This window comes from Actinoplanes sp. HUAS TT8, from assembly GCF_051380535.1.
Taxonomy (GTDB): Bacteria; Actinomycetota; Actinomycetes; order Mycobacteriales; family Micromonosporaceae; genus Actinoplanes.
Window position 1 is genome coordinate 9,816,147 of sequence record NZ_CP195646.1, and the last position, 20,288, is coordinate 9,836,434.

The following is a 20,288-nucleotide window of genomic DNA, read 5'->3' on the forward strand; positions in this document are numbered from 1 at the left end:
TTCCGCCATGACGTAACCGAAAATTCGGGAGATTTACTCACATCGCGGGCGGCAAGCAGGGAAGATCGGGGCGTGGCGGTGCCACAGGGGTCCCAGTGACGGCGACGGAACGCCGAGCGGAGGTGTCGTGAAAAACCGGAACCTCAGCAAGCTCGCCGTACCCATCGGCGTCATCGGCATCATCATCATGATGGTCGTCCCGTTGCCGACCTTCCTGCTCGACCTGTTCATCGCCCTCAACATCACGGTCGCCCTGCTGGTGCTCCTGATCAGCATGTTCGTCGAGAAGCCGCTCGACTTCGCGGTCTTCCCGGCGCTGCTGCTGGTGATGACGCTGTTCCGGCTGGCGCTCAACATCAGCGCGACCCGCCTGGTGCTGCGCGACGGCGACGCCGGCAAGGTGATCCACGCGTTCGGCAGTTTCGTCGTCGGTGGCAACCTGGTCATCGGCCTGGTCATCTTCTCGATCCTGGTGATCGTCCAGCTGATCGTGGTGACCAAGGGGGCCGAGCGGGTCGCCGAGGTCGGCGCCCGGTTCACCCTCGACGCGATGCCCGGTAAGCAGATGGCGATCGACGCCGACCTGAACGCCGGCCTGATCGACGAGTCCGGGGCCAAGAAGCGCCGGGCCGAGGTGGCCGCCGAGGCCGAGTTCTACGGCGCGATGGACGGTGGTTCCAAGTTCGTCAAGGGCGACGCCATCGCCGCCATCATCATCACGCTCATCAACCTGATCGGCGGCTTCGCGGTCGGCATCCTCCAGCACGGGCTGGCGCCGGCCGACGCGATGAACCAGTACAGCATGCTGAGCATCGGCGACGGCCTGGTCTCCCAGGTGCCGGCGCTGCTGCTCTCGGTGGCCACCGGTCTGATCGTGACCCGCTCGGCCACCTCGGGCGACATGGGTTCGAGCGTCACCGCCCAGCTCAGCCAGAACCGGCTGGCGCTGCGCATCGGCGGGGCCGCGGCCCTGGCCCTGTGCGTCATCCCGGGCCTGCCCAAGGTGCCGTTCCTGCTGGTCGGCGTGACCGTGCTGGCGATCGCCCAGCGGGTCAAGGAGAAGCTGCCGGAGGAGACGATGCCGATCGCCGAGGCGGTCGAGATGCCGGCCGCCGACTCGCCCGAGTCGCTGCTCGGCGAGATGCGGATCGACCCGCTGGAGCTGGCCCTCGCCCCCGACCTGGTCGACCTGGTCGAGGCCAGCGGCGGCGACCTGCTCGACCGGGTGCGCGCGCTGCGCCGCAAGATGGCCCTGGAACTCGGGGTGATCATGCCGCCGGTGCGGACCCGGGACGACCTGGACCTACCGCTGTCGTCGTACGCGATCCGGATCTCCGGCACCGACGCCGGCAGCGGCCAGGCACCGCCCGGCACGGTCCTGGCCATCGGCGAGGGCCTGCAGGCGCTGCCCGGACGGGCCGGCGTCGAACCGGTCTTCGGGCTGGCCGGCAAGTGGGTCCCGGCCGAACTGCACTACCAGGCCGAACTCTCCGGGGCGACGGTCGTCGACCGGGCCTCGGTGATCATCACGCACCTGGCCGAGGTGGTCCGCAACAACGCCAGCCGGCTGCTCGGCCGGGAGGACGTGCGCGCCCTGACCGACATGGTCAAGCGCACCCACCCGGTGGTGGTCGAGGAACTGACCCCGGGGCTGCTCAGCCTCGGCCAGATCCAGAAGGTGCTGCAGTCGATGCTCGACGAGGGCGTGCCGATCCGCGACCTGGTCCGGATCTTCGAGTCGCTGTCGCTGCGGGCCAAACTCTCCACCGATCACGACGGCCTGGTCGAGGCCGCCCGGGCCGCGCTCGGCCCGGCCATCGCCGCCCAGTACGCGACCGCGGGCCGGCTCACCGTGATCACGCTCGACCCGATGCTCGAGCAGAGCCTGCTCGAGTCACTCCGGCCCAGTGAGACCGGCGCCTTCATGGCGATCGACGGCATGCGTGCCGAGGCGATCGTCAGTGAGGCCGGCCGGCTCGCCGAGGCCGCCGAGCAGCAGGGCCTGAACCCGGTCCTGGCCTGCTCCCCACAACTGCGGTTGCCGCTGATGCGACTTCTGCGAGCCGGTTCACGCCGGGTGCAGGTGCTGTCGTACAGCGAGATCTCTGGTTCCACCGCACAGATCGAGACGATAGGGGTGGTGAACGGTGCCTACGCGGGTGCTGCTTGAGGGACCGGCCATCGAGCCGTTACTGGCTCAGGTACGTGACGAGTACGGCTCGCGCGTCCGGATCATCTCCGCCGACAAGGTACGAAGCGGTGGCATCGGAGGCTTCTTCGCGAAGCAGCACTACGAGCTCTCCGTCGAGGTACCGGACGCACACGAGGACAGTGAGGACAAGGTGGCGCAACAGACCGTTGCCGAGAACGGCACGAACCCACTGGAACGGCTGCTCGAACAGGCCGAGTCCCGGGATCGGTTCAACGCTGACGCGGCAGTCGCGCAGCCTCCCGGACGACCATCGGCCCCGAAACTGGGCCCGGCACCCGGACTGGGTGACCGGCTGGGCAGCCGGGACGCCGGCATCGGGGACACCGGGGCGGCGTTCGCCGAGCTGATGGCCGGCCTGGACGTGGCCAGTCATCTGGGCGAGGCGACCCGGCCCGGCAACCGGATACGGCAGCCGGCCGACCCGGCGGTACGCCCGTTCACCCCGGCCATCGCGACCGAGTCACCGGTCAACGGGGGTGCCCGGCCCAGCCTGCCGGCCGCCCTGCCCGGACGCCCCGGGAGAGCGGCGCCACCACCGGTCCCGGTCTCACCGGCCCCGGCGGCACCCCGGCCGGTGTCGCCGGCCCCGGTCTCGCTCGTGCCCGAGGAGGTCGCGCCGCACACCCGCCGGGCCGTGCAGCAGAGCCCGGCGCCGGCCCCGATCCGGACCGCCGAGCCGAGCGCCGCACCACCACGGGCCGCGTTCCAGACCATGCCGTCGACCCCGGTCCGGTCCGCCGCCGAGGTCTACGGCCTGCCCGACGACGCGGCCCCGGTCTCGCCCGCCCCGGCCGCCGCGCCACCGGCACCACCGCCCAAACCGGCGACGGTCCGGGCCAAGGCCGGCAGCGACCTCGACCCGGTGCAGCGCAACCTGATGACCGTGGGCATGCCCGAGGAGATGGCTCGGCAGATCACCGGCGGGGACACGTACGCCGGAGTGCTCAGCGTGCTCGCCTCCCGCCCGGCCGCCCCCGGCATCCCGGACGGGCCCGGCGAGATCCTGGTCATCGCCGGCGAGGTGCACACGGCCGTGCCCATCGCCAAACAGCTGCTCGAACAGATCCACGTGGACCAGACCCACCTGCTGCTGGCGGCGCCGTCCACGGCCGGGACCGGGCTGCACTCGTCCCGGCTGATCTCCAGCCCGGGGGCGGCCGAGTCACGCGCCGACAAGCTGCAGACCTCGGACCATCCGTGGATCGTGGTGATCGACGCACCGGTCGGCGGCACCGACGAGTTCTGGGTCAACGAGATGTGTGACGCGCTCGGCGCCACCGCGCTCTGGGCCGTCGTCGACGCCACCCGCAAGACCGCGGACACCGCCCGTCACCTGCGCAATCTCGGTGAGGTGGAGGCGCTCGTGGTGCACAGCGTGGAACTCACGTCGGACCCGGCCTCGGTGCTCGGACTGGACGTGCCGATCTTCTCGCTGGACGGTAAACCGGCCACACCGCACGCCTGGGCCGCGATGCTGTGCGCCCGGATCGCCGCCGAGGTGATGCCGGCCGCCGCCTCGCCGCGCCGGGCCACGCGTACCAGCCGGCGATGATCCGACCGTCGGTCCTGGTGTTCGCGCTGCTGATCAGCCTGCCGGCGTGGTACCGGCTGATGTTCGACCAGCTCGAATTCACCCAGGTATTGATCCGGTTCCTGATCGCGGTGCCGATCGCGGCGATTCTGCTGGCCGCTTTCCGGTTCGTGACCTCGGGATATGGCATCACCGAGGAGACACCGGCGACGCCGGTCGATCCCAGACCGTTGGAAGAGTAAGCGGGTTACGAGAAGCACTGGTGCCTTGGGGAAGAGCTATCAGTGTTGCGGCGCCGGCCCTGAACAGGACCGGCGCCGACTCGTATCTCAGGCGTGGCTGCCTCAGGCGTGGGTGTCGAATCGGCCGGGGCTGACCCGCCGGGTCGTCACCGGGGCCGGCTCGTTCGGGAGCTCGGACTCGCGGCCACCGCCCTCGCCGCCGCGCCGCCCGGACCCGCCACCGGCCGCCTCGAACTGCTGCCGCGCCTGATCCTGCTGCGGCGAACCCTGACGCAGGTCCAGCGAACAGTTCCCGAACCCGGATTCCTGCAGCTCACGCCGCAGATCGTCGAGCCCCTGGCGGAGCGCGTCGGTGCCCGCGTCGGTGCCACCGGTCAGCTGGACGGTGATGTCACCGTTGCGGATCTCGGCGACCACCTGGACCGGACCGAGGTCGACCGGGTGCAGCTGCACGGTGAGCCGGTGCACGCCGTCGGCGTCCAGCCGCAGCGGGGCGATCCGCATGGCGATCTGCTCGGCCGGCGGTCCGGTCGGAACCGGAGTGCTGTTCGCGGCCACCGGAGTCGCCGGTGCGGCCGGGGCCGCGGCCTGCGGGGCGGCCACTCCGGGCAGCGGGGCGCCCGGCGGGAGTCCGGTGTCGGCGACGGGCTGCGCCGCCGGCATCGCGGTGGGCGCGGTGGGCGGCGCGGCTGCGGCTTCGGGCATTTTTTCCGCCGTACGGGCGGTCTCCGCCCCCGGCTGCTGCCCCGACCCGCCGGGCGAACCGTCACCGGTCCGGCCGGCGTCGGCGCCCGGAAGCGGAACGTCCGCCCCGGGGACCGCCGCCGCGGTGGCGTCGGTGGGTACGGCGGTGTCGCGGCCCTTCTCGGTGGTGGTGGACTCGGCGGTCGCGCGGGCGGTGGAGGCCCAGGCCGGGCGGGCCGGAGTCCCGGCGATCGCGGCGGTCGCGGGCTGGGGCGTACCGGTCTGAGCGGCGGTGACGACGCCGGGCTGAAGGGCTCCCGGTGCTCCGGGCGGGCCGGCCGGTGTGCCCGGCACGACGGGGCCGGCGGTCGCCGGGTTCGCGGTGGCGGCGGCCGGGTTGGGCTGGGCCGGACCGGTGGCCTGGGCGAAACCGGTCGCGCCGGCGGCCGGCTGGGGTGTGGTGGCGGCAGCCGGGGCGGCCTTCGCGTCGGTGGTGGCGACGGCGGCCGTTCCGCTGACCTTGGCCGTGGGCGCGGTCTCCTGGCCCGCGACCGGTGCGGCCGGGCCGATCAACGGCTGGGCGGTCATGGCGGCGACGGTGGCGGCGGCCTGCTCGGTGCCGGCGGCTTGGCCGGTCCCGGCGGTCGCGGTCTCGCCGGTGGCCTTGGTCTTCGGGTCCTGCTCCGGGCGGTCCTTGCCGCGGGTCTCGGCCGGCTTGTCGTTGGTGACCGCGCCGGTGGAGTCGTCCTTGTCGGCCGGCTGCGGGGAACGGTCGTCGCCGGCCCGGTCATCGGCGGCTCGCGCGGCCCGGTCATCGGCGGCTCGCGCGGCGCGATCGTCGGCCGCTCGGGCCGCGCGGTCGCCCGCCGCCCGGGCCGCCTGGTCATCGGCCGCGCGGGCGGCCGAGTCGGCGCGGCTGGTCGCGTCGGCTCGGCTCGCGGCGTCGGCCCGGGCCGCGGCGGCGCGGTCGGCGGCACGATCCGCCGCGGCCTGTTCCGAGGCAGCGCGATCCGAGGCAGCCCGATCCGAGGCGGCCCGATCCGAAGAGGCCCGTTCGGTGGCGGCACGGTCCGCGGCGGCGCGGTCGGCCGTGCGACGTGCGTCGGCCCGTTCGGTGGTGGCCTTGGTGGCCGCACGATCAGCCGCATTTCGGTCGGCGTCACGGCTCGCGGCCCGCTCGTCCGCGGCCCGGTTGCTGTCGGCGCGCTCCAGACCCGGCCGGTCCAGAGGCGCGGCCCGGTTCAGGGCGGCCCGTTCCACGCCGGCCCGGTTCGCGAGAGCGCGCTCGGTGGCCGCACGATCGGCGGCCCGGCCCGCGGCTCGGCTCTCGGCCGCCCGGCGGTCGGCCGTCCGGTTCGCCGCCCGCAGGTCGGCGGCCTGCTCGGCCACCTCGTCCTGCTCGTCGCGGTCCAGCTCGGCGGAGAGCGCCGAACCGAAGTCCGCCCCGTCCTCGCGCCGCGCGGCCTGGCGACGGCCGGTCTCGGTAGCGGGCCGGTGCTCCGGTCCCGTCACGGAACTCGGCATGATCATGCCACTCCTCACCACTCGAAACGGATTGACGAGAACCTCAGCCGCCGAGCGCGGCCAGGGCCTTCTGCACCTTCGGCACGTACGCCTGCGTCTCGCTGAACGGCGGAATACCGCCGTACTTGTGCACGGCCCCGCCGCCCGCGTTGTACGCGGCCAACGCCAGCGGCACCGACCTGAACTCCTTCAGCAGGCCCTTCAACATCTTCGCGGCGCCATCCACGGCCTGCTCCGGGTTGAACGGGTCGTCGACGCCGAGCCCCCTCGCCGTACCGGGCATGAGCTGCATCAAACCGCGCGCACCGGCCGGGCTGACCGCCCGCGGGTCGTAGCCCGACTCCACCTTCGCGACCGCGGCCAGCAGCTTCGGGTCGACGTTGTACTTGGCGCCGGCCTTGAGGAACAGATCCGCGTACGGCACCCCGGCCAGCCCGCCCCCGGCCACCGACCCGCGCAGCCCGGCCGGTCGCAGCGCCGACATGTCCTGCACAGCCGCGGCCGGCACGTTGTCGATGATCCGCCGGATGGTGCTCGGCTTCTCGTAGACCGACTCGACCTTCACGTGGTCACCCGGCTTCGGCGCGGCGATCATCTTGTTGTCGCCGATGTAGATCGCCACGTGATGCACCGGCGAACCGAACGCCAGCACGTCACCCGGCTTGGCGTCGCCGAGACTGGCCACCGGGCGGCCCGCGGTCGCCTGCTGCCACGAGTTGCGCGGCAGCTTGACGCCCAGATCCTCGTACACCTGCTGGACCAGACCGGAACAGTCCAAACCCTTGGACGGGTCGGTGCCACCGAAGACGTACGGCGTACCCAGGTACTTCCGGGCGGCGGCGACCACCTCGTCCCCACTCGGGCCGGCCGCCGACCCCAGGGCCTGCCCCGTACCGGTCGCCTTGGCCAGCGCCGACGCGAACTTGTCACCCGACGCGTCCGTACCCAGCGCGGCCGGCGGCGGGGTCAGACCGAGCTGCTCCTGCAGCTCGGAGATCCGGGACATCACACCGCTGACACCGAGGCTCATGCGTCGCTCCCGTTCTCGTCCGAGGGCGCCGCCACGCCCCGGGCCGCGTTCCGTGCCTTCGAGGTGACCGCCAACTCGTCGAGGTTGGCCTGGTCGGTACGCAGATCGTTGGCCTTGACCATGGCGGCGTGCCGCTCCGACAACATCTCCACGGCACGCCGGCGCTTCGCGGCATCGGTCAGGGCGGCCATTTTGCCCCGCTCGGCCTCCTCGGCGTCGGTGACCATCCGCTGCGCCCCGAACACCCCGGCCGCCAGCGACTGCCGGGCCACCAGGGCGGCCACCATCGCCCGAGCCGAACCCTCACTCGGCGCGTCCTGGCCGACCAGATCCAGCTGCCGGCGCTTCACCAGAGCCTGCGCCTCCCGGATCTCCTGACGCGACTGGACCAGCTCGCCACGGGCGGCGTCCTCCTGCGCCTTGCGTGCACGCAGTACCGGAGTGAGTCGGAAGATGCGGTTCACGTTGGCCTCCTAGCGGGGCCGACAGGCCCTCACATTCCCGCTTCGGCCTCCGGCCAGATCGACTGAGCCCCTGCACCCAACCCGCAACAACTGAACCCCTCGCGACGTCCGCCGTGCTCCCGCCCGCCCCCGCGACACACCGTTTCCCCCACTTCCTTCCCGTACGCCCACAAAGCCCCCACCACAACCTCCCCGCCCCCAACACGCCCCGCCGCCCGGCACGACTTCCGCTCCGCACCGGCGCGCCCGGCCGTCGCCCGCCCGGCCCGGCACCCTGCCCGCCCAGCCCAGCCGTGCCCGCCCAGCCGTTCCGCACCGGCGCGCCCGGCCGTCGCCCGCCCGGCCCGGCACCCTGCCCGCCCAGCCCAGCCGTGCCCGCCCAGCCGTGCCCGTCCAGCGCCGCGCGCCCAGCCCTGGGTGCCAGCTCGCGGCTGTCGGCTGGTGCTGAGGGCTGTTCGCGGCGTCCGGATCCAGCCGTGAGTGCCAGCTCGCGGTCGTCGGCTGGTGCTGGGGGTTGTGTGCGGGGCTCGGATTCAGCCGTGAGTGCCAGCTTGCGGCTGTCGGCTGGTGCTGAGGGCTGTTCGCGGGTCCGGATTCAGCCGTGAGTGCCAGCTCGCGGTCGTCGGCTGGTGCTCAGGGCTGCTTCGGGGGCTCGGAAGCAGCCCTCACGACCAGCTGGGCCGCCCGCCCCATGATCAACACCGCAGCCATGATCAACACCGTGACCATGATCGACTGCTGGGAGCAGGCCCACCCCAACCTGGGGTAAGCCCCCGTTGAGCATTGTCGTCGGGTTGGGGGTGATCGTGTTGGGGGCCTGTGGACAACCCGCTGGTGTGGAAAACCCGCAACACGCTGCGAGACCTGCTATCGCCGTACGGCGAAATCTTGAAGCGGAACCACCCGCAAGCCGCCGCCGTCGGGGTGGTTTCAGGTGGTCGCGAGCAGTGCGCGCAACGCGGCCCAGGCGTCGTCGGCGGTGACCCGCTCGTCCAGGTCTTGGCGCAGGAAAGCGCTGATCTGGGGCCAGGCCGCGTTGGCCCGGTCGGCTTCCGGGTTGGTCCCGGGCACGTAGGCGCCGATCTCGACGAGTTCCCGGACTTCGCGGTGAGCGGCCATCAGGCGCCGGAGTTCGGTCGCGTCGGCCCGCTGCTCCCGCGAGGTGATCTTGTTGGCGACCCGGGAGATCGAGTCGAGCGCCTGGATGCTGGGGAAGTGTCCAGCGGTGGCGAGTTTGCGGTCGAGGACGATGTGCCCGTCGAGGATCGAGCGGGCCGCGTCGGCGATGGGTTCGTTGTGGTCGTCGCCTTCGACCAGGACCGTGTAGAGGCCGGTGATGCTGCCGCGGGCGCCGGGCCCGGCGCGTTCCAGCAGTGAGGCGAGCATCGCGAAGACCGATGGGGGGTAGCCGCGGGTGGCCGGGGGTTCGCCGACCGAGAGGCCGACTTCGCGCTGGGCCATCGCCGCGCGGGTGACGCTGTCCATCATGAGCAGGACGTCGGCGCCTTCGTCGCGGTAGTACTCGGCGATGCGGGTGGCGACCGAGCCGGCCCGGAGCCGGACGAGCGGGGGTGTGTCGGAGGTGGCGATCACGACGACCGAGCGGGCCAGGCCTTCTTCGCCGAGGTCGTGTTCGATGAACTCGCGGACTTCGCGTCCGCGCTCGCCGACCAGGGCGACGACGTTCAGTTCGGCCGACGTGCCTCGGGTGATCATGCTCATCAGGGTGGATTTGCCGACGCCGGAGCCGGCGAAGATGCCGATGCGCTGGCCGCGGCCGCAGGGGACGAGCGTGTCGAGGACCCGTACGCCGAGCGACATCGGCCGATCGACGAGTTGGCGTTCCATCGCGGAGGGCGGTGCCTGTTCGATCCCGACCAGTTGGCCGCGCAGCGGGGGGCCGCCGTCCATCGGGCGGCCGAGGCCGTCGAGGATGCGTCCGCGCAGGTCGGGGCCGACCGAGATGCGTAGGGGCCCGCCGGTGCTCATGGCCGGGGTGCCGGTGCCGATCCCGGCGATCGGGCCGAGGGGTAGGCAGTTGAGCTGCTGGCCGTCGAGCGCGGCGACTTCGGCGAGGACCGCGCTCGGCCCGGTGCCGATCTGCAGGAGTTCGCCGACCCGGGCTTCCAGGCCGCTGACCGTGACCCGCAGGCCGACCGCGCCGGTGACCCGGCCGGAGACGGTGGGCCGGGCGGCGCTGACGGCGGCCTGCATGCGGTGCTGGAAGACGTCGGTCATATCCGCAGGGCCTCCCGGGCCCGGATGATGGCCGCCTCGATGGTCGCGTCGACGGTGGCGGTGCCGGTTTCGGCGATCGCGTCGCCGCCGCGCAGGCTCGGGTCGGGGCGCAGGTTGATCTGGCGGCCCTGGTAGTCGAATTCGCCGTCGGCGTCACCGACCAGGTTGGCGTAGTCGTCGGGGTGCAGCCGGACCACCACGTTGCCGTGTTCGGGGGCGGCGGTCATGGCCCGGCGCAGCGCGTCCTGCCCGCGTTCCGGATCGTCGCGCAGGTTGCCGGCGACGATCGCCTCGGCCAGTTCGAACGCGCTGGACAGGACGAGTTCTTGCAGCTCGGTGAAGGTGGGCATGAGCTGGTTCTCCAGCTCGGTGACGGCCCGGCCGAGCGCGTTGACGGCGTGGGCCAGGGCGGCCGACCGGCGCTGCTCGTGGTGTTCTTCGGCGGCCTGGGCGCGGGCCGCGGCCTCTTCGGCGGCGGCCACGGCGTCGCGTTTGCCCTGGGACCAGCCTTCGGCGTATCCGGTGGTCCGGGCGGCCATCCGTTCCTCTTCGAGGACTTTCGGGTCGTTCGGTTCGGGCGGTCGCAGGTCGGTGGAGAACCGGGCGGTGGCCACGTTCTGGGCGGTCACCCCGCGCAGGACCGGGCTGTCATGCGATGAGCTCATCGGCCTCGCCGCCACGCTGGATCTCGATCTGACCGGAGTCTTCGAGGGTACGGATGACGCCGACGATCTTGGCCTGGGATTCCTCGACCATCTTGACCTTGACCGGGCCGAGCAGGTCCATCTCTTCGAGCAGGTTCTCCCGGCCGCGTTCGGACAGGTTCTTGGTGACCTTGTCGCGCACGCCTTCGGGCACGCCTTTGAGCGCGGTGGCCAGGTCGGCCGGCTCGACCTGGCGCAGGATGAGCTGTACCGCCCGGTCCTCCAGGTTGATGATGTCCTCGAACATGAACATCCGCCGGCGGATCTCCTCGGCCAGCTCCGGGCTGCGGGCGTCCAGGGCTTCCAGGATGAGGCGTTCGGTCGTACGGTCGGCCCGGTTGATGATGTCGACCAGTGGTTGCAGGCCGCCGACGGTGGAGAGCTCGTCCGGCTGCAGGACGCTGGACAGCTTGCGCTGCAGCGCGCTCTCCACCTGCCGGATGATGTCGGGCGAGGTGCGGTCCATGATCGCGATGCGGTGCGCGACCTCGGTCTGCACTTCCAGCGGCAGGCCGGCCAGGATCGACGAGGCCAGGCCGGCCGGGATGTGCGCGAGGACCAGCGCGATGGTCTGCGGATGCTCGTACTGCACGTACGAGAGGAGTTGCCGGGGGTCGGCGTTGCTGAGGAAGTTGAACGGGATGTCGTTCATCGACGCTTCGAGCCGGTCCAGGATCATTGCCGCCCGTTCCTTGCCGAGCGACGCCTCCAGCAGCTCACGGGCGTAGTCCATGCCGCCCGACCCGGCGAACCGGGTGGTCGCCATGGCGTAGAACTCGTCCATCACGTCGTCGACCTGGACGGGGTCGAGCTTGCCCAGCCGCGCGACCTCCGCGGAGAGCAGCTCGACCTCCTTCTCCGACATGTTCGCCAGCACCTGCGCGGATTGGTCCCGGCCGAACTGGATCAGCATGATCGCGGCCTTGCGGACGCCCGTCATGGAGAGCGTGGTGAGCGCGGGTGTTGACAACGCCTACTCCTCGAACCGTCTTTCGTGCGTGCGGGGGTCAGTGGTGCGTCGCGTCGGCGGACATCCAGCCGCGCAGCAGGGTGGCCATCTCGTCCGGCTTCTCCTTGACCATCTCTTCGATCTCGCGGTGCCGTTCCTCGCGAGACTCGTCGCGCTCCTCCACCGCTATCCCTCCCTCGATCATCGCCGCCGCGTGCATGGCCTGGGTCGCCTCCAGTTCGGCCTGGCGTTGCGCGTCCAGTGCGGCCTGCATCTCCTCCAGGTGCGCCTTTTCCTCGGCGGTGAGCTGCTGGCGGCGCTTGGCCCGCTGGCTGGCCCGCCAGGCCAGGAAGATCAGCGCCAGTACGACGAACGCGAGCGCGCCGGTCTTGATCAGGGTGAGTTGCTTGTTCTGCTTGTCGGCGGCGGCCGCGGCGGCCAGTTCGTTCTTGGCCGCCTGCTGGGCCGAGGTGTCGAACGGCATGGCGCTGACCGCGATGGTGTCGCCGCGGGTGGAGTCGATGCCGGCGGCCGAGCTGACCAGCTGCTGCACCTGGGTCGGGTCGACCGAGGCGGCGGTGGTGCTGTCCAGCAGGACGGCCACGTTGAGCCGGCGGATGCTGCCGGGCGCCTTGCGGCGGACCTCCTGCACCTCGTTGAGGGCGTTCTGCCGGGCGTCGTTCTTGTTGGCGTACTGCCCGTTCGAGCCGGCGCCGTTGGGCACCTGGATGTTGTCCGGGCCGAGCACGCCGCCGTTCCCGACGCCGCTGCCGCTGTACGTCTCGGAGCTGGACGTCTCGGAGAGCGACGGCAGGGAGGGATCCGAGCTGTACGTCTTGCTGCGCGTCTCGGTCGAGTCGAAGTCCAGGTCGGCGGTGGTGGTGACCACCGAGTGACCGGGTCCGACGAGCCGGTCGAGCATGCTCTGCAGCGACGCGTTCATCCGGTTCTGGAATTCGACGGTCTGCGCCTCGGAGCCGCTGTCGCCGCCGGTCGCGACCGCTTCGCCGCCGCCGGTCGAGAGGATCTTGCCGTCGGCGCCGGCCACGGTGACCTGGGTCGGGTCGAGGCCTTCGACGCTCGATGCGACCAGGTGCACGATGGCCTGCACCTGGTCGCCGCTGAGCGGGCTGGTCGCCTTGGAGGCGACGAGCACCGACGCGGTCGGTTTGGCGGCGTTGTCGGCGAACACGTCCTTCTGCGGCAGCACCAGGTGCACGGTGGCCGCCTCGACGCCGTCGATCGACTTGATGGTCTTGGCCAGCTCACCCTCCAGCGCCCGCTGGTAGTTGGCGTGCTGCATGAAGTCGCTGGTGGTGATGCCCTGCTGGTCGAGCAGCGAGTAGCCGGTGCCCTCGTCGTTGGGCAGGCCCTGGCCGGAGAGCGACAGTCGCAGAGTGTTCACCTGGTCGCGCGGCACCATGATGGTCTGACCGTCGTTGGCCAGCTCATACGAAGTGTTGGACTTCTGGAGCGACTCGACGATGGCACTGGCGTCCTTCGTCGACAGATTATTGAAGAGGATCGCGTACGACGGTTTCGCCGCCCACGTCGCGAAGAAGTACCCACCGACGACGATGGCGACAACGGCGAAAATCGTGACAGCCTTCTGTCCCGGCGTGAAGGACTTGAAGGTGTCCGTTATGCGGCGTACCGGTGCGGGAAGGCGGTCAGTCATGTCAGGCCTGCATCCTCATGATCTCTTGGAAGGCTTCGACGGCCTTGTTACGGACGGCAAGAGTCATCTGAAGCCCGAGGGACGCCTCATTGGCGGCCATCGTGTACTGGGCCGGGTCCTGAAGCGTCCCGTTGGCGACCTGGACGGCGAGGTCGTTCGCCTTGTCCTGGGAAGCCTGAACGCTCTCCAATCCCTTGGAGAGCATCCGGGCGAAGTCGGTGTTGGGGCTGGCCGTCTTGGCGGCCTCGTCGAAGTCCAGCGAGTCGGAGATCTTGGACAGCCCGGAGGTGCCGGACGTTCCCGAGATGCCGTTGATCCCGCTGAAGCCGGAGATCGCGCCGATGGGGTTGATCGCGGTCATGACTACTTCCCGAGGTTGATCGCGGCGGCGTAGGCGTCCCGCGCCCGGTCCACGACCGAGAGGTTGGCCTGGTAGGAACGCTGCGCCATCATCATCTGGGCCATCTGGCTGCCCATGTCGATGTCCGGCCGGCGGACGTAGCCCTGTGCGTCGGCGAGCGGGTTGTCCGGTTCGTAGGCCAGGATTCCCTGCGCGCTGCCGAGCTGAACGCCGGCGACCTCGGCGCCGTTGCCGTCCTGCGCGGCCCGGGCCTGAACGTAGCGAGCCTGGAACGCGTTCTCGGACGTACGGCTGGTGTCGTTCATGTTCGCGATGTTGTCGGAGACCGCGTCGAGCCACTTGCGGTACACGGTGACTCCGGTGCCCGCGACCCCGATGGCGTTGAAGATGCTCATCCTCAGGCTCCCTTGATGGCGTCGCGCAGCAGGCCGTACTTGCTGTCGATGGCCCGGAGGGTGAGCTGGTAGCGCATCGTGGTGTCGATGTGCGACAGCGTCTCCTCGTCGAGGTTGACGTTGTTGCCGTTGAGCCTGGTGGGCTCCAGCGACTCCTGGACGCTCGGGGTGATGCCCAGCGGCGACTGACCGCGAGCGACGGCACCCGAAAGAGCCTCCTCGAACTTGACCTTACGGGCACGGAAGCCCGGGGTCTCGACGTTCGCGATGTTGTTGGCAATGGCGTTCTGCCGGGCCGACAGGCCGGTGACAGCGACGCGCAGTGCGGACGTGGAAAGATCGTCGAACACTTCGCAGCTCCCTGATCATTCGCCTCTGGTCGCCGTTCCGTGGCTGTTCGGTGAGCAATCCGTGCTCGTACCATGCAGTTCGGCGAGCCCGGCGTTCCGCTGAGCGTCAGACGGTTGCTGCGAGGTTGCACACGAAAACGTCCCGGATCCTCAGGCGAGGATCCGGGACGTTCGTGGTCTTACATAGCGCAATCCAGGTAAACCGGTCGTTTCACCGCTTCGCCGGTCTCGATCCGGGCGGTCACCGCGGTCTGCTGCCGGTTCGCGGTCAGCCGCCGGGCGATCTCCTCGGCCGCGGCCAGCTGGCGGGTGAGGATCTCGTCGGCCCGCGGCTTGAGCTCCAGCGGGAGCGCGCCGAGGTCGGTCGGCGGCTTCCAGATGTCGGCCGGCGGGGTGTCCGCGTGGCGGTGCTCGTCGGCGAGCATCGCCTCGACGGCCGCGACGTCCATCTCCAGCTCGTCCAGCGCCGCTGTCCAGGCGCCCCGCCAGTCCTCGGTCATGGCTTCGCTCAACTCTGTGTGGCGGCGGCCACGGCGGCTTCACGCCAGGCGTCGCGCAGGGGTTCCAGCAGCTTGCGGCAAGCGGCCACCCGCTCGGGGCTCTTGGCGATGTTCGCCCCGATCAGCTCGGAGAGCAGGAAGCCGTACAGGTTGGCCAGGCCGGGCGCACCCTCCCAGGCGTTCACGTCGAGCGTGATCCGCAGCTCCAGGATGATCTCCTGGGCGTGGTTCAGCTTGTCGTTGGCCATCGCGAGATCACCGCTGATCAGCGCGTCCTCGCCCTGCGTCAGATCCAGGATCAACCGGTCGTAGAGCATCGTCAGCAGCTTCGCGGGCGAAGCCGTGTTGATCGAGTCCTGCAGGTAGCGGTCGCGAAGGTGAGGCGCGGTCATGGGTCTCCTCGGTCAGGGCCGGCGGCGGGCGGGTCGTCGGTCAGTCGTACGGAGTGTCAGCTCAGGCCGGCCAGCTGTCCGGAGAGCCAGGAGCCCTGGTCCTTCAGCTTGCCGAGCGAGGTCTCCAGCGCGGTGTACTGCCGCTGGAGCGCTTCCTTCTTCGCGGCCAGGCGTACGTCCCAGTTGTCGATCTGGTCGTTGAGCGAGTCGATCTCGCTCTTGCGCCCGGTGATCACGGCGGTGACCGCATTGGTCTGCGTGTCGGTCAGCTTGCGGACCTTGGCGCCGAACGCCATGCCCGCTTCCTGGACCTTGGAGGGGTTGTCGGAGTACGCCTTGTTGAACTCCGTCGCGTCGAACGAGAGCGTCCCCTCCTTGGTGAGAGAGATGCCCAGCTGGTTCAGCGAGCCGAAGTCGATGGTCGAGGTCGACTCGACACCGTTGGCGTCCTTCGACGTCTTGTCGTACGACAGCCCGTTGCTGACCATGCTGAGCAGCGCCGCGTTCATCTGGCGGACGGTGAAGTCGCCGGTGAGCGGGGAGCCCTTCTTGGTGTCGAGGTCGTACGCGGTCTGGGACTTGATCTCGGCGAGCGAGGCGTTGGCCGCGTCGACCAGGGCCTGCATCTTGCCGGCGATGGCGCTGGTGTCACTGGCCGCGTTGACCGTGACGTTCTTCTCTTCCTTGGTCACGGTCAGCGTCACGCCCGGCATCAGCGCGCTGAACGTGTTGGTCGTGCTGTTGACCTTGTACTCCGAGGCGGTGCCCGGGTTCATGGTCAGCACCGCGTCCTGGCCGGCCGTGGTCGTCGGGCTGGCGCCGCCGGACCCGGTGTTCTCCAGGCCGGAGATCTCGAAGCCGTTCGCGGCGCCGCTCTTCATGCTGGTGAACTGCACGACGCCGGCGGTGCCCGAGGTGTTGACCACGGTGGCGCGGATGCCGAGGGTGGCCGACTGGGCGTTGACCGCGGTGGTCAGCTTGGCCGCGGTCCGCGGCTCGTCGACCGTGATGGTCACCGGGTTGCCGACGGCGGTGAACTGGTTGTCGCCGTTGGCGTCCTTGGCCCAGCTGCCCGGCTGGATCGTGATCGAGGCCGGGTAGATGCCCTCGGCGCTGGTGTCGTCGGCGGTGAGGACCGTGGCCTGCGAGCGGGCCACCGACGTGACGTCGAACGTCGCGCCGCCGGACATGCCGGTCAGGCCACCGGTGGCGGTCGCGGTGACGGTCGACGAGCTGGAGGTCGCCGTGAGAGCACGCCACGAGCCGAGCGAGGCCACGTCCTCGGCCGCCGACTTGGTCGCCTTGAGCTTCGCGTTGACCGACTGGTACGACGCGACCGCGTTCTGAGCGGTCTCGACCTTGGTCTTGAGCTTGGTCTGTGGGGCGGCCTCGACCTGCATCAGCGAAGCGATCATGGACGAGGTGTTGAGACCACTGACAAGGCCGTCAACGGAGGCGGTCACAGGAGCCTGCCTTTCCTACCGAGGTCGGAGTACCCAGGGCGAGAGCGGAGCGGGGGCAGCCGGCTGATTTCCCGGCTACCCCCACCTCTTCGGTCGTTCCCAGATTGAATTCAGCCGCTACCGGTTGTTATCCGGTTGCGGTCCGCGGTCAGCGGAGCAGCGACAGCACGTTCTGCGCGGACTGGTTCGCCTGCGACAGCATCGAGGTGCCGGCCTGGGTGAGGATCTGGTTGCGGGTGAAGGACACCATCTCCTGCGCCATGTCGGTGTCACGGATACGCGACTCCGACGCGGACAGGTTCTCCACCGACACGTTGAGGTTGTTGATGGTGTGCTCGAAGCGGTTCTGGTGGGCACCGAGCTTGGCCCGGGTGTCCGAGACCGACTGGATCGCGCTGTCGAGCGCATCCATCGCCTCGGCCGCGCCCGACTTGCCACCGGTGGTGGTGGCCGCCCGGGTCAGGTCGAGGTTGCTCAGGCCCAAAGTCTTCGAGTTGATGGCGCCGATGCCGACGCTCAGGGTCTCGCCCGAGTTCGCGCCGATCTGGAAGGCGCCCGGCGTCGCGCCGGTGGTCGCCGTCGAGGAGACGGCGTTGAGGCCCAGGTCACCGGCGGTGATGGTGAAGCCGGTGGTGCCGGACGCGGTGAACTTCATGTCGCCCGTGGTCTTGTCGACGTCGGCCGAGAGCTGCAGCGTGACGTCGCCGTAGCCGGCGTCCTTGAGCGCGGTGGAGATCGCGTCGTTGACCTTCGCGGCCGCCGCGTGCGGGCTGAGAGCGGTCGTGTTGCCGTTCTTGTCGGTCTCGGTCAGGTCGACGTCGGCGATGTTGATCGCGACGGTCTTGCCGCCCAGGCTGGTGATCGACATGCCGGTGGACTTGCCGCCGGCCGGCATGGTCGGCGTGGCCGGGTCACCCGGGTTGGCACCGGCGGTGCCGTTGATCGTCGTGCCGGCGCCGGTGGCGGCCATGCCGAAGGTGCCGTCGAGCAGCTTCGACTTACCGAACGCGGTCGTGTCGCTGACCCGGTCGATCTCGGACGACAGCTGGTTGAACTCGGCCGCCGCGGCCTTCTTGGCGTCGTCGTCGAGCGACGCGTTGTTGGCCTGGACGGAGAGGTCACGCATACGCTGCAGCATGCTCGTGGTCTCGTTGAGCGCACCTTCAGCGGTCTGCACGACGCTGATCGCGTCCTGAGCGTTGCGGACCGCGACCTTGAGGCCACCGGTCTGCGCGCGCAGGCCCTCGGAGATCGACAGACCAGCCGCGTCGTCGGCCGCCCGGTTGATCCGGAAGCCGCTGGACAACTTCTCCAGTGACTTCTGCATCTGACCGTCGGTGACCGACAGGTTCCGGTAGGCGTTCTGGGCGGCGATGTTCTGGTTGATACGAAGACCCATTGGGTGATTCCTCCTTGACTGGGGTCTTGATCGGCCCATCCATGAGCCGGTGTGTTGCGCCTTTCCCTTCGGCGGGCCGTCGAGAGGCCCTGAGGATTCTCCGAGAATTCTTCGGGCTTTTCGGTCGTACCGGAAAAATGCCGATCGGGAGAAAGCGCTCAGCGGCACCGCGAACATGCCGACCTGTCCGAATGAGCGGGTTGCCAAAGGGGTGCGGCCCGACCAGCGAACGACGGAGGACCAGGGTGAGCCTGACCGACCTGGCCAGCGTCCTGTGGCGCTCTCGCGAGCTGCTGGAGATGCTGCTGTTCAAGCTTGAGGAGGAGCAGCTGCTCCTCGCGGCCAACCGGTCGCGCTGGCTCAGCCACGCCACCCGGGAGGTGGAGGTGGTGCTCGACCAGATCCGCCAGACCGAGGTCATCCGGGCCGCGTACGCGCAGGACGTCGCCGCCGAGCTCGGACTCAACCCGGAGGCGTCGCTGGGCGAGCTCGCCGACGCCGCCCCGGATCCCTGGTCGGACCTGTTGCACCAGCACCGCAAGGCGTTCCTGCTGCTGACGTCGGAGATCCGGGCCCTGGCCGACGTCAACCGTGACCTGCTCACCGCGGGTCAGCGCGCGGCTCGCGAAACCATGCTCGTGTTCGCCGAGACTGTGGAAACGTACGGGCCGCAGGGCCAGACCGTCACCGGCGGCGTCCGCCGCCCCACCCTCGTTGATGAGGCGATCTGATGGGCAGCACTTTCAGTGGACTCAACACGGCACTGACCTCCCTGTACGCGCAGCGGCGCGGCTTGGACGTCACCGGCCAGAACATCGCGAACGCGAACACCGAGGGCTACACCCGGCAGCGCGTCACGCTCCAATCGCAGAACGCCAACCTGGTGCCCGGCGTGTACGCCACCACCACGGCGGTCGGCAACGGCGTCACCGTCTCGTCGGTCGACCGCCTCCGCAACGCGGCCCTGGACCAGCGCAGTTACACCGAGCACGCGAGCTCGGCGTACCACAACGCGCGGGCCGGGTCGTACAACCTGATCGAGGACGTGTTCGCCGAGCCGAGCGACACCGCGCTGCAGGCCCGGATGGCCGACATGTGGGACGGCTGGAACGCGATCACCACCAACCCGGACCAGCTGGCCGGCAAGTCGGCGGTGCTGGAGCAGGCCACCACTGTGGCCTCGACGCTCAACGACGCCGCGTCGTCGCTGAACAACCAGTACAAGTCGGCCCGGACCGGCTTGGACACCTATGTGGAGGACGTCAACAAGGCGGCCGACTCGGTGGCCAAGCTGAACAACCAGATCGTCATCGCCACCCAGGCCGGCCTGCAGGCCAACGAACTGCAGGACCAGCGGGGCCAGCAGATCCTCAAGCTGTCCGAGCTGGTCGGGGCCAGCGCCACCGAGTTGCCGAACGGCGCGATCAACGTCTTCGTCGGGAGCGCCCCGCTGGTCAGCGGGTTCTCGACGCGGGCGATCGAGATCGAGCCGGGCGGCGCCACCCGCCTGGAGGACCTTGCCACCAGCGAGGTCAACCTGCGCTGGGCCGACACCAAGGCCGCGGTCGGCGCCGGGGGCAGCATGGGCGCCTCGATGGAGCTGCTGGCCAAGGGCGGCACGCTGGACACCATCACCAAGCGCCTGGACACGGTCGCGCAGAAGCTGGCCGACTCGGTGAACACCGCCTACAAGGCCGGGTACGCGACCGACGGCACCACCGGCGAGCCGTTCTTCGTCCGCAACGACACCGGGGCGACCACCGGGGTCACCGCCGCGCAGATCAAGGTGGCGGTCACCGACCCGAGCAAGCTGCAGATCTCCAGCGGCGACCCGACCGGCGTGCCGAAGATCCTGGACGGCAACGTGGCCGACCAGATCTCCGACCTGGCCGACTCCAAGACCGACGCCGACGCCGAGTACCAGTCGATGATCGGCGAGCTGGGTGTCTCGGCCCAGGCCTCGATCCGCCGCCGGGACGTGCAGAACGCGGTCACCGATCAGGTGGACGCGTCCCGGGACGCGGAGTCCGGGGTGAACCTCGACGAGGAGATGACGAATCTGCTCACGTACCAGCGCGGATACGAGGCGGCCAGCCGGGTGCTCACCACGATCGACTCGATGCTCGACCAGCTGATCAACCGAACCGGCATGGTCGGTAGATAAGGGAGCCC

At 70.1% G+C, this 20,288-nt stretch carries 20 protein-coding genes; 6 read left to right on the forward strand and 14 right to left on the reverse strand.

Annotated elements, in window-relative coordinates; translation table 11 throughout:
• Window positions 1-127 precede the first annotated feature (127 nt).
• Genes flhA through ACSHV8_RS43750 form a run of 3 tightly spaced genes read left to right on the forward strand, consistent with a single transcriptional unit; the run spans window position 128 to window position 3,985 of the window.
• Window positions 128-2,170 carry a flagellar biosynthesis protein FlhA gene (flhA, locus tag ACSHV8_RS43740; RefSeq protein WP_436525992.1) on the forward strand — a complete coding sequence of 681 codons (2,043 nt, stop codon included), beginning with the start codon at window positions 128-130 and terminating at the stop codon, window positions 2,168-2,170.
• Window positions 2,160-3,764: a hypothetical protein gene (locus ACSHV8_RS43745; protein WP_436525994.1), complete on the forward strand. Its 1,605-nt coding sequence runs from the start codon at window positions 2,160-2,162 to the stop codon at window positions 3,762-3,764. The genes flhA and ACSHV8_RS43745 overlap by 11 nt, the downstream gene beginning before the upstream one ends.
• 17 nt (window positions 3,765-3,781) lie before the next feature.
• Entirely contained in the window at window positions 3,782-3,985 is a 204-nt protein-coding gene (locus ACSHV8_RS43750; protein WP_436525996.1) for a hypothetical protein, read from the forward strand.
• A 102-nt stretch (window positions 3,986-4,087) separates the two neighbouring features.
• Here the strand turns inward: ACSHV8_RS43750 and ACSHV8_RS43755 are convergent, their stop codons facing one another.
• From ACSHV8_RS43755 to ACSHV8_RS43765, 3 genes are read right to left on the reverse strand one after another with little or no spacing between them, the layout of a single operon-like run.
• Entirely contained in the window at window positions 4,088-6,193 is a 2,106-nt protein-coding gene (locus tag ACSHV8_RS43755) for a flagellar hook-length control protein FliK (RefSeq protein ID WP_436525998.1), read from the reverse strand.
• 43 nt (window positions 6,194-6,236) lie between these two features.
• Window positions 6,237-7,223: a transglycosylase SLT domain-containing protein gene (locus ACSHV8_RS43760; RefSeq protein WP_436526000.1), complete on the reverse strand. Its 987-nt coding sequence runs from the start codon at window positions 7,221-7,223 to the stop codon at window positions 6,237-6,239.
• Complete coding sequence (locus tag ACSHV8_RS43765) at window positions 7,220-7,687, reverse strand: flagellar export protein FliJ (RefSeq protein ID WP_436526002.1); 468 nt, start codon at window positions 7,685-7,687, stop codon at window positions 7,220-7,222. Before ACSHV8_RS43765 ends, ACSHV8_RS43760 begins: the two co-directional genes overlap by 4 nt.
• Window positions 7,688-8,288: 601 nt before the next feature.
• Between ACSHV8_RS43765 and ACSHV8_RS43770 the strand changes: the two genes are divergently transcribed.
• On the forward strand, window positions 8,289-8,456 hold the full coding sequence (locus tag ACSHV8_RS43770) for a hypothetical protein (protein ID WP_436526004.1): 168 nt from the start codon (window positions 8,289-8,291) through the stop codon (window positions 8,454-8,456).
• A 161-nt stretch (window positions 8,457-8,617) separates the two neighbouring features.
• Here ACSHV8_RS43770 and ACSHV8_RS43775 read toward each other — a convergent pair whose 3' ends face one another.
• The 11 genes from ACSHV8_RS43775 to ACSHV8_RS43825 form a co-directional block, all read right to left on the reverse strand.
• Window positions 8,618-9,925 (reverse strand): FliI/YscN family ATPase, encoded by a 1,308-nt coding sequence (locus tag ACSHV8_RS43775; RefSeq protein ID WP_436526006.1) that lies wholly within the window; start codon window positions 9,923-9,925, stop codon window positions 8,618-8,620.
• Window positions 9,922-10,590: a FliH/SctL family protein gene (locus ACSHV8_RS43780; RefSeq protein ID WP_436526008.1), complete on the reverse strand. Its 669-nt coding sequence runs from the start codon at window positions 10,588-10,590 to the stop codon at window positions 9,922-9,924. The genes ACSHV8_RS43775 and ACSHV8_RS43780 overlap by 4 nt, the downstream gene beginning before the upstream one ends.
• On the reverse strand, window positions 10,574-11,599 hold the full coding sequence (gene fliG, locus ACSHV8_RS43785) for a flagellar motor switch protein FliG (RefSeq protein ID WP_436526010.1): 1,026 nt from the start codon (window positions 11,597-11,599) through the stop codon (window positions 10,574-10,576). Before fliG ends, ACSHV8_RS43780 begins: the two co-directional genes overlap by 17 nt.
• A gap of 37 nt (window positions 11,600-11,636) precedes the next feature.
• Window positions 11,637-13,256 carry a flagellar basal-body MS-ring/collar protein FliF gene (fliF, locus tag ACSHV8_RS43790; RefSeq protein WP_436526012.1) on the reverse strand — a complete coding sequence of 540 codons (1,620 nt, stop codon included), beginning with the start codon at window positions 13,254-13,256 and terminating at the stop codon, window positions 11,637-11,639.
• A gap of 1 nt (window position 13,257) precedes the next feature.
• Window positions 13,258-13,617, reverse strand: coding sequence for a flagellar hook-basal body complex protein FliE (gene fliE, locus ACSHV8_RS43795; RefSeq protein WP_436526014.1), 360 nt, complete (start codon window positions 13,615-13,617; stop codon window positions 13,258-13,260).
• A 2-nt stretch (window positions 13,618-13,619) separates the two neighbouring features.
• Window positions 13,620-14,012, reverse strand: coding sequence for a flagellar basal body rod protein FlgC (locus tag ACSHV8_RS43800; protein ID WP_436526016.1), 393 nt, complete (start codon window positions 14,010-14,012; stop codon window positions 13,620-13,622).
• A gap of 2 nt (window positions 14,013-14,014) precedes the next feature.
• Complete coding sequence (locus ACSHV8_RS43805; RefSeq protein ID WP_436526018.1) at window positions 14,015-14,362, reverse strand: flagellar basal body rod protein FlgB; 348 nt, start codon at window positions 14,360-14,362, stop codon at window positions 14,015-14,017.
• Window positions 14,363-14,541: 179 nt separating this feature from the next.
• Complete coding sequence (locus ACSHV8_RS43810; protein WP_436526020.1) at window positions 14,542-14,862, reverse strand: hypothetical protein; 321 nt, start codon at window positions 14,860-14,862, stop codon at window positions 14,542-14,544.
• A gap of 8 nt (window positions 14,863-14,870) precedes the next feature.
• Window positions 14,871-15,254 carry a flagellar export chaperone FliS gene (gene fliS, locus ACSHV8_RS43815; RefSeq protein ID WP_436526022.1) on the reverse strand — a complete coding sequence of 128 codons (384 nt, stop codon included), beginning with the start codon at window positions 15,252-15,254 and terminating at the stop codon, window positions 14,871-14,873.
• A 56-nt stretch (window positions 15,255-15,310) separates the two neighbouring features.
• Complete coding sequence (gene fliD / locus ACSHV8_RS43820) at window positions 15,311-16,717, reverse strand: flagellar filament capping protein FliD (RefSeq protein WP_436526025.1); 1,407 nt, start codon at window positions 16,715-16,717, stop codon at window positions 15,311-15,313.
• A 148-nt stretch (window positions 16,718-16,865) separates the two neighbouring features.
• On the reverse strand, window positions 16,866-18,116 hold the full coding sequence (locus ACSHV8_RS43825; protein ID WP_436526027.1) for a flagellin: 1,251 nt from the start codon (window positions 18,114-18,116) through the stop codon (window positions 16,866-16,868).
• A gap of 245 nt (window positions 18,117-18,361) precedes the next feature.
• On the opposite strand from ACSHV8_RS43825, the gene ACSHV8_RS43830 reads away from it, so the two are divergent.
• Together ACSHV8_RS43830 and flgK are read left to right on the forward strand one after the other, a co-directional pair.
• Complete coding sequence (locus ACSHV8_RS43830; protein WP_436526029.1) at window positions 18,362-18,847, forward strand: flagellar protein FlgN; 486 nt, start codon at window positions 18,362-18,364, stop codon at window positions 18,845-18,847.
• Window positions 18,847-20,280, forward strand: coding sequence for a flagellar hook-associated protein FlgK (gene flgK / locus ACSHV8_RS43835; RefSeq protein WP_436526031.1), 1,434 nt, complete (start codon window positions 18,847-18,849; stop codon window positions 20,278-20,280). Before ACSHV8_RS43830 ends, flgK begins: the two co-directional genes overlap by 1 nt.
• Window positions 20,281-20,288: the final 8 nt, after the last annotated feature.